Raw genomic sequence first — 8,167 nt, 5'->3', positions numbered from 1 at the left:
ATGGCCCTGGTGGAGAACGTCAACTTCCATATGCCCGACACCATCGAGGCCCAGCGCCTGGTGAGCGAGCAGAAGCAGCATCCCTTCGCCGACTGCGAGCTGTGGGGCCCCATCGCCTACGACCTCATTATCTCCAAGGAGGCCTGCCGCCTGAAGAACTACGACTGCCCCTGGGCCGGCGGTGGCTTCGACGGCATTATTGCCCAGGACCTGATCGCCGCCAACACCCTGGTGAAGAGTTGGCTCATCCACGCCCACGCCACCACCTGCGGCGCTGTGGTGGGCGCCAAGGTGCCCATCGCCCTCACCTCCCGCTCCGCCAAGGCGGAGGAGAGCTACCTGTCCCTGGTGTTCTGCGCCATCCTCAACGAGTGGCGCAAGACCCAGCAGGGCAAGTAATTTCCTTACATACGGCACAAAAGGCCGGCGCGTCAGCGCCGGCCTTTTTGCGTGGATGGGGGAATACGGCGGGCGGCCATAAAGGCCGCCCCTACAAGGTGAAGCATAAAAACAGCGGCCGCCCAACAGGGCGGCCGCTGTTTTGCTTACTTCAGGTGAGAGAAGTCGTGCTTCTTGGGACGGGCGTGATAGTGGGTGTGGAGCAGCTCGTGAGAGCGGTGGGACAGAGGCGCGCCGAAGAACTCCTCATAGATGGTCTTGATCTCCGGGTTGTCGTGGCTCTTGCGCAGGGGCAGGCTCTTGTCCAGCTCATACAGGGCCTTGATGCGGGCGTCCCGGACGGCGTTGTTGGTGCCGATGGGCTGGCCGCCGCCGCCGATGCAGCCGCCGGGGCAGGCCATGATCTCGATGAAGATGTAGTCGGCCTCGCCGCTCTCCACCCGGCGGATGATCTCCTCGGCGTTCTTCAGGCCGTTGGCAATAGCCACCTTCAGCGGGGTGCCGTTGAGGTCGATGGTGGCCTCCTTGATGGCGTTGACGTCGTTGCGCACCGCCTCAAACTCCAGGCGGGGCAGGGTCTGGCCGGTATACACCTCGTACGCAGTACGCAGGGCGGCCTCCATCACGCCGCCGGTGGCGCCGAAGATGGCGCCGGCGCCGGAGCCGATGCCCAGGGGGGAGTCAAACTCGCTCTCGGGCAGCACGGACAGGTCCAGGCCCTCGTAGCGGATCAGCTTGGCCAGCTCACGGGTGGTGAGGACGTAGTCCACGTCCCGGTAGCCGTCCCGGCCCAGCTCAGGACGGGAGGCCTCGTACTTCTTGGCGGTACAGGGCATGACGGACACGGACACGATGTCGTGGGGGTCCCAGCCCATCTTCTGAGCGTAGTAGGTCTTGACCACGGCGCCGAACATCCCCTGGGGGCTCTTGGCGGTGGACAGGTTGTCGCACAGCTCGGGGTGTTGCTTCTCCATGTAGGTGACCCAGCCGGGGGAACAGGAGGTGATCATGGGCAGCTTGCCGCCGTTCTTGATACGGTCCAGCAGCTCGCTGCCTTCCTCCATGATGGTCAGGTCGGCGGAAAAGTTGGTGTCGAACACCTTGTCAAAGCCCAGCATCTTCAGAGCGGTGACCATCTTGCCGGTGACGATGGCGCCGGCCTCCATGCCGAACTCGTCGCCCAGGCCCACCCGGACAGAGGGGGCCACCTGGACCACCACGTGCTTACGGGGATCCTGAATGGCGCGGACCACATCGTTGGTGTTGTCCACCTCCACGATGGCGCCCACGGGGCACACCAGGGAACACTGGCCGCACAGGACGCAGTCGGTCTGATCCATGGGCAGGTCAAAGGCGGTGGTGATCTTGAAGTCGCCGGAGCGGTTGGAGGCGGTGAGGGCGGCGCAGCCCTGGACCTCGGCGCACACCTTCACGCAGCGGCCGCACTTGACGCACTTGGAGGGGTCCCGCACGATGGAGGGATTGTCGATGCGCAGAGGCTCGTTGGAGGAGATGTCGGGCAGCTCGGGCAGCAGGCGGTTGAACCGGCGGCACAGCTTCTGCAGCTCGCAGTTGCCGTTGCGGGCGCAGGACAGGCAGTTCTGCTTGTGGTCGGCCAGGATCAGGTCCAGCACGCCCACCTGGGCGTCGTACACCTTCTTGGTGTCGGTAAAGACCTCCATGCCCTCCCACACCACGGTGGAGCAGGCGGCCAGCAGCTTGCGCTGGCCGGTGACCTCCACCATACACATCCGGCAGTGGGCCTTGATGGTCTGGTCGGGGTGATAGCACAGATGGGGGATATCAATGTTCAGCATCTTGGCCGCCTCGATGATGCGGGTGCCCGCGGGCACCTCCAGCGGCAGGTGATTGATGGTAAGATGTACCGTATTGCTCATCGGACCGCGACCTCCTCTTTGACGGCAAAGACTTCAGGGAAACGCTTCATGGCGGACAGCAGGGCGGATTGAGCCGTCTCGCCCAGGCCGCACAGGGAAGCGCAGGACATGATGTCGGCAAACTTCTTCAGGGTGTCCACATCCTTCTGGGTGTGTTCGCCGGCGGCGATCTTATCCAGCAGCATGGCGATGTGGCGGTTGCCCTCCCGGCAGGGGGTGCACTGGCCGCAGCTCTCGTGGGAGAAGAACTCCTGGGTCATGCGCAGGAAACCGATGACGCTGGTGCGCTCATCCACCACCAGCACCGCGCCCGAGCCGATGGCGGTCAGGTCGGCTTGCCGCATGCCCTTATAGGTGTAGGGGGTGTCCAGCTGAGAGGGGGCGCAGATCCGGCCGGAGGCGCCGCCCAGCTGCACCAGGCGCAGGGGATACTCGGGATTCTCCATGCCGCCGGCCAGGTCGTAGACGATCTCCCGGATGGTGATGCCGAAGGGAACCTCGAACACGCCGGGGTTCTTCACGTTGCCGGAGACAGAGATCATCTTGGTGCCGGGGCAGTCCTCGGTGCCCTGGCTCTTGTAGTAGCCCTCGTCGTCCAGCAGCAGGGGGGGCACCAGGGAGAGGGACTCCACGTTGTTGACGCAGGTGGGCAGATGGAACACGCCGCACTGCTTGATGAAGGGGGGCTTCATCCGGGGCCGGCCCGCCTTGCCCTCGATGGACTCGGAGAGGGCGGAACCCTCGCCACAGACGTAGGCACCGGCGCCGGAGTAGAGGTGGATGCGGTAATTCAGACCGGAGTTCAGGATGTTGTCGCCCAGGTAGCCGGCCTCCTCGCACTGGGCGATGGCGGACAGCAGCCGGGGACGCAGGTGGGAATACTCCTCACGCATGTAGATGTAGCCGTTGTCGGCCCCCACGGACCAGCCGGCAATGATCATGCCCTCCAGCAGCTGGAAGGGATCGTTGGTCAGCAGCTCCCGGTCCTTGAAGGTGCCGGGCTCGCCCTCGTCGGCGTTGCACACCACGCACTTATGCTCGCCCTTGACCTCACGGGCCTGACGCCACTTCTTGCCCATGTCGTAGGCGGCGCCGCCCCGGCCCTGGACGCCGTTGGCGGCCAGCACGTCGGCGATCTCGTTGCCGTCCATCTTCAGAGCCTTCCGCAGGGCGGTGAAGCCGCCGATGGACTCGTAGCTCTTCAGGCTGTCCGGATCGTATTTCCCGAAGTTACGGGTGATAAAACAGACTTTCTTGCTCATACCGGCACCCCCTTAATTGAGCTGCTGGAGCATATCCAGGATACGCTCTTCGCTGTCCAGATGGCCGTACACCACGCCGTTGACCCGCACGGCGGGGGAGACGTCGCAGGCCCCAAAGCAGGGTACCTTTTCAATGGAGAAACGGCCGTCGTAGGTAACCTCGCCCACCTCCAGGTTCAAAAGGCGCTTGAGGGTCTCCACCAGCTTGTCGCTGTCCTTCACCCGGCAGGGGGCGGAGTTGCATACCTCCAGAGTGAACTTGGCCCGGGGCTTATCGTGGAGCGCAGTGTAGAAAGAGATGACGTCGTAGACCTGGGTGGGCTTGACGCCCAGCTTCTGGGCCACATAGTAAGCGGCGGATTCCGGGATGTAATGCCGCTCCACGGCAGCTTCCACGTCCAGCAGGATGCCCACCAGTTGGGTGGCGTCCCCGTTGTGAGCGGAGATGATGCCGTCGATCTTGACCGCCAGCTCCTTGTCCAGGACGTCGGCGGCTTGGGTGAAAGGCTTCATAGGGGCTCCTCCTCTTTGTTAGAATTGCTCCACCGGAGCGGCGGGGTACTTACCAAAAGGTGACTAGTTTACCAGATAAACCGGGGAGTTTTATTCAGTATATCAAGGCTTTTGGAAAATTGCAACAGCTGATTTCATTTTTGTATAACAAATAAAAAATTGGGGATACTGAAAAAAGTTTAGGTTGTTGAATTTGACGAAAAAGCCGGGGCGGATCTGCTCTGGTGGGAAGGGAGGTCGTCCAATGCGTGAAAGAGGGGAGACCCATCCCCATCCCCTGCAGGAACCCAGGTATCCGGGGCCCATTACCCTGGCCCGGCTGGAGGAGATCTTCCGGGACTGCGTGGATTTTGTCCACCGGACGGTGCAGGTGGGAGAGGACCCGCGGCATACCCTGACGCTGTGCTATCTCAGCGGTATGGTGCGCATGGAGCGGGTGAGCGACTATCTGATGCGTCCGATGGCCCAGGACCCGGTGCTGGCCCGGTGCGCCGGGGTGGCCCCCATGATGGAGCGGATGCGCCAGGGTGCTTTGTACAACCTGACGGTGGAGGAGCGGGACAGGCTGGACCAGGTGGTCTTTGACCTGGTGGCCGGGTGGTGCGTGCTGCTCTTTCCCGGGGAAAGTACGGTGCTGTCCTGCTTTGTGGGTACCGAGGAGAAGCGCTCGGTGTCCGCCCCCGACAACGAGACGGTTCTCAAGGGAGCCAAAGACGCCTTTGTGGAGAGTGTGCGCACCAATACCAGCATTGTTCGCCGTCACCTGAAAGCTCCCGAGCTGCGTATCCAGGAGCAGATCGTGGGCCGCCAGTCGGCCACTCTGGTGGATATCCTTTATATAGAAGGAATCACCAACCCCCATCTGGTGGAGCAGGTGGCCGCCCAGCTGCGGGACATCGACATCGACGGGGTATTTTCCACCGGGGCCATCGAGGAGTATATTGTGCCAGCCGCCCACACCCCCTTTCCCCTCATCCAGTACACCGAGCGGTCCGATCGGTTCTGCGCCGGGCTGGCTCAGGGTCGGGTGGGCATCCTCATCGACGGCATCCCCCTGGGCTATCTGGCCCCGGCGGTGCTGGGCAACTTTCTCCAGGCCCCCCAGGACAAGTCCTCCAACTGGCTGCTGGCCACCGCCCTGACGGTGCTGCGCTACTTCTGTATGCTCACCACCCTGCTGCTGCCCGCCCTCTATATTGCAATGGTCACCTTCCACCAGGAGATGATCCCCACCCGGCTGGCCCTGTCCATCATTGCCGCCAAGCAGAACGTACCCTTCCGCTCCGCCTTTGAGGTCATCGTTCTGCTCATCGCCTTTGAGATCCTCCAGGAGGCGGGGCTGCGGCTGCCCCAGTCCATCGGCCAGACGGTTTCCATCATCGGCGGTCTGGTGGTGGGTTCGGCAGCGGTGGAGGCCAAAATTGTCTCCCCGGCGGTACTCATCGTGGTGGCGGTGGCGGGCATCGCCGGGTACACCATGCCCTCCCAGGAGCTGGGGGGCGCCCTGCGGATCTGGCGGTTTGTGCTGGTGCTGCTGTCCAGCGCGGCGGGGCTCTTCGGTGCTGTAATCGGTATTGCGGTGCTGATCGTCCATCTGGCGGGGCTGGAAAGTTTTGGGGTGCCTTATCTGACGCCCTTTGCCGTCAGCACCGGCCCGGCTACACGGGAACATGTGCTGCTGCGGCGGCCCATGCCCCAGGTCAAGAACCGGCCCGCCGCCCTCAAGCCCAGGAACAGGAGGAAACAGCGGTGAAAAAACGGATTCTGTTGGTGCTGCTCCTCATGCTCCTGCTCACCGGCTGCCGCCGGTACTCCGGCTTTCTGCCCTATGCCCGGGAGATCGAGGACATGGAACTGATCCGCACCCTGGGGGTGGATACAGCGGGGGACGCGGGGGTGACCATTACTGCCTCCGGCGGCACCTCCCAGGAGGAGACCCAGGTGGTGTCCGGTGAGGCGGGCACCATCAGCGCCGCCGTGCTGGAACTCCAGGGGGAGGGCTCCTCCTACCTCTATTTCGGACACGTCACCCAGCTGCTGCTGGGGGAGGGGCTGGCCCAACAGGGGGTCATGCCATCCCTCAACTATGTGCTGAGGGATGTGGAGATGCGCCTGGAGACCGCCCTCTATGTGGTGCGGGGCGGCACGGCGGGTCAGGCCATTGAGGCTGCAGCCGCCGACGGCTCTGCCACCGACCGGCTGGAGGCCCTGGCCGACGACGCCGGGCTCACCGCCAACTCCATGCCCCGGACGGTGAAGGACGTGCTGGCCGAGCTGGACCGGCAGGGGGCCTCCTTTCTGCCGGCAGTGCTGGCGGACGGCGGGCTGACCGCCGCCGGTTACGGCATCCTGAAGGATGGGGTGCTGGTGGGCTGGGCGGAGGGAGACGCCGCCCTGGGGGTCAATCTGATCTTCGGCAAGGTGGACGCCGACGTGGTGGAGGTACAGGCCCCCGACGGCACCGCCGCCGCCCTGCGGGTGGTAGGGGCCGCCACTTCGGTACGGCCCATCTGGCAGGGGGACACGCTGGCCGGGTTAAAGGTCCACTGTAAGGTGGATGCCAATCTGGCGGAGGGGAGCGCCATGCCCGACCAGGCCACTCTGGATGCCCTGGAGGTAGAGCTGGCCCAGGTGGAGGCGGAGCGGATGGCCCAGGCGCTGGAGCTGTCCCGGGCGCTGGATGCCGACTATCTGGGGCTGCGCCAATCCGCCGCCTTTGCGGTACCCTGGCACAAGGAGGCGCTGCTGGGCAGCTATTCCATGAAAGACCTGAAGTTGGAGGCCACTGCCGGGGCGGTGATCCAGCGCAGCTACCACGCCGACGGATAACTTATATCAATGTAAGAGGTGACACCATGCCCGACGACCGCATTTCTCTGCGGCAACTGCTGACCCTGACCTTTGCCGCCCTGCTGTCCCCTGCCGTTCAGTTGCTGCCCGGCCGTACCGCCCAGCAGGCGGGGGTAGGGGGCTGGCTGGCCACCCTTGTGGCGCTGCCGGTGTTGTTGGGCCTGTGCTGGCTGCTGTGTTGGCTGTTCCGGGGTGGGCCGGGGGAGGGCGGGTTGCCCGATACGGCCCGGCGGCTGCTGGGCCCCGTGCTGGGGCGTGTTCTGTGCCTCCTCTATCTCTTCTGGGGGCTCTACCTGCTGGCCGCCAACGCCCGGCAGGTGGCCCTGCGCTTCCTCACCATCAGCTACCGAAACGCCCCCATGATCCTGTTTCTGCTCACGCTGCTGGGCGTGACCTTCTGGCTGGTGCGCAAGCCGGTGCGGGCCTTGGGCCGGGCGGGAGAGGTGTTTTTCCTGGCCCTGGCCGTAGGGCTGGCCCTGTCCCTGGTGCTGGGCGCCTTCCAGATCGACCCGGTAAACCTGCTGCCGGTGTGGGTGGAGGATCTGCCTGGGGTGGGCCTGGCCACACTGCCTGTGCTGGGCCTGCTGGGCTATGTGGTGTTTGCCGCCTGCTTTGGGGGGGATGTGGCGCCTGAAGAGGGCGGGCGAAGAAAGACGCTGCGGTGGGCGGCGGGCCTGTGCCTGACCCTGACTGCCTTGCAGGTGGTCTGCCTGGGCAACTTTGGACCCGGCCTGGCGGTCCGGATGGATACCCCTTACTTTATGATGGTAAAAGGGATCGGCTTTGAGGGTACCTTTCAGCGGATGGAATCGGTTATCATCGCCCTGTGGGTGCTGGCCGATCTGGCGCTGCTGGGCTATCTGGCCTGCGCCTGTTCGCTGCTGGCCCAAAAGGCCTTTCTCATCCCCAAGCGGCGCACCGCCGTTTTGCCCATCATTGTGGTAGCGACGGCAGGGGCGATCTGGCTCTTTCCCGACGCCTTTTCCCTGGATCGGGCGCTGGAAGGCCCCGTTCTCTGGGGGAGCATTGCCCTGGGATTTGGCGTGCCCGCGCTGCTGGCTGTGGTGAAAATGTGCAGGAGGCAATAAAGCACGGGGATATCTTGTGTGTTTGTATACGGGTGGACTACCGTATCTGGGTGTATTTTGCGGGATGCAAAAAAACCTATAGAAAAGATGAAAAAGGTGTTGACAAAGGGGAGTGAGGGTGGTATTCTAACTGAGCGCCTTGCGGAGGGCACCAAAG

General features: G+C 63.9%; 6 protein-coding genes and 1 pseudogene. 4 read left to right on the top strand and 3 right to left on the bottom strand.

The annotated features are described in order from the left end of the window. Positions 1 to 399, top strand: a pseudogene (locus tag Q0K43_RS09040) (phosphate acyltransferase); the annotation flags it as partial. A 146-nt stretch (positions 400 to 545) separates the two neighbouring features. Here Q0K43_RS09040 and Q0K43_RS09035 read toward each other — a convergent pair. Genes Q0K43_RS09035 through Q0K43_RS09025 form a run of 3 tightly spaced genes read right to left on the bottom strand, consistent with a single transcriptional unit; the run spans position 546 to position 4,072 of the window. Further along, positions 546 to 2,297 carry an NADH-dependent [FeFe] hydrogenase, group A6 gene (locus Q0K43_RS09035; protein ID WP_297290221.1) on the bottom strand — a complete coding sequence of 584 codons (1,752 nt, stop codon included), beginning with the start codon at positions 2,295 to 2,297 and terminating at the stop codon, positions 546 to 548. Next, positions 2,294 to 3,559, bottom strand: a complete 1,266-nt coding sequence (locus Q0K43_RS09030) for a complex I 51 kDa subunit family protein (protein WP_297290220.1) — start codon at positions 3,557 to 3,559, stop codon at positions 2,294 to 2,296. The genes Q0K43_RS09035 and Q0K43_RS09030 overlap by 4 nt, the downstream gene beginning before the upstream one ends. 12 nt (positions 3,560 to 3,571) lie before the next feature. Then, positions 3,572 to 4,072, bottom strand: coding sequence for a complex I 24 kDa subunit family protein (locus Q0K43_RS09025; RefSeq protein WP_297290219.1), 501 nt, complete (start codon positions 4,070 to 4,072; stop codon positions 3,572 to 3,574). Positions 4,073 to 4,316: 244 nt separating this feature from the next. Here Q0K43_RS09025 and Q0K43_RS09020 point away from each other — a divergent pair, with 244 nt between their 5' ends. From Q0K43_RS09020 to Q0K43_RS09010, 3 genes are read left to right on the top strand one after another with little or no spacing between them, the layout of a single operon-like run. Further along, positions 4,317 to 5,825 (top strand): spore germination protein, encoded by a 1,509-nt coding sequence (locus tag Q0K43_RS09020; protein ID WP_297290218.1) that lies wholly within the window; start codon positions 4,317 to 4,319, stop codon positions 5,823 to 5,825. Beyond that, entirely contained in the window at positions 5,822 to 6,901 is a 1,080-nt protein-coding gene (locus Q0K43_RS09015) for a Ger(x)C family spore germination C-terminal domain-containing protein (RefSeq protein WP_297290217.1), read from the top strand. Before Q0K43_RS09020 ends, Q0K43_RS09015 begins: the two co-directional genes overlap by 4 nt. Positions 6,902 to 6,927: 26 nt before the next feature. Beyond that, a complete protein-coding gene (locus tag Q0K43_RS09010; RefSeq protein ID WP_297290216.1) occupies positions 6,928 to 8,010 on the top strand; it encodes a GerAB/ArcD/ProY family transporter in 1,083 nt (360 codons plus the stop codon). Positions 8,011 to 8,167 lie beyond the last annotated feature (157 nt).

This window comes from uncultured Flavonifractor sp. (assembly GCF_944383115.1).
Classification (GTDB): Bacteria; Bacillota; Clostridia; order Oscillospirales; family Oscillospiraceae; genus Flavonifractor.
This window is presented reverse-complemented; position numbering and strand designations above follow the sequence as displayed.

What these genes read in the sequence shown, in the direction of transcription:
- Q0K43_RS09020 (WP_297290218.1), top strand. Translation starts at nt 4,317, where the DNA reads ATGCGTGAAAGAGGGGAGACCCATCCCCATCCCCTGCAGGAACCCAGG.
- Q0K43_RS09035 (WP_297290221.1), bottom strand. Translation starts at nt 2,297, where the DNA reads ATGAGCAATACGGTACATCTTACCATCAATCACCTGCCGCTGGAGGTG.
- Q0K43_RS09030 (WP_297290220.1), bottom strand. Translation starts at nt 3,559, where the DNA reads ATGAGCAAGAAAGTCTGTTTTATCACCCGTAACTTCGGGAAATACGAT.
- Q0K43_RS09010 (WP_297290216.1), top strand. Translation starts at nt 6,928, where the DNA reads ATGCCCGACGACCGCATTTCTCTGCGGCAACTGCTGACCCTGACCTTT.
- Q0K43_RS09025 (WP_297290219.1), bottom strand. Translation starts at nt 4,072, where the DNA reads ATGAAGCCTTTCACCCAAGCCGCCGACGTCCTGGACAAGGAGCTGGCG.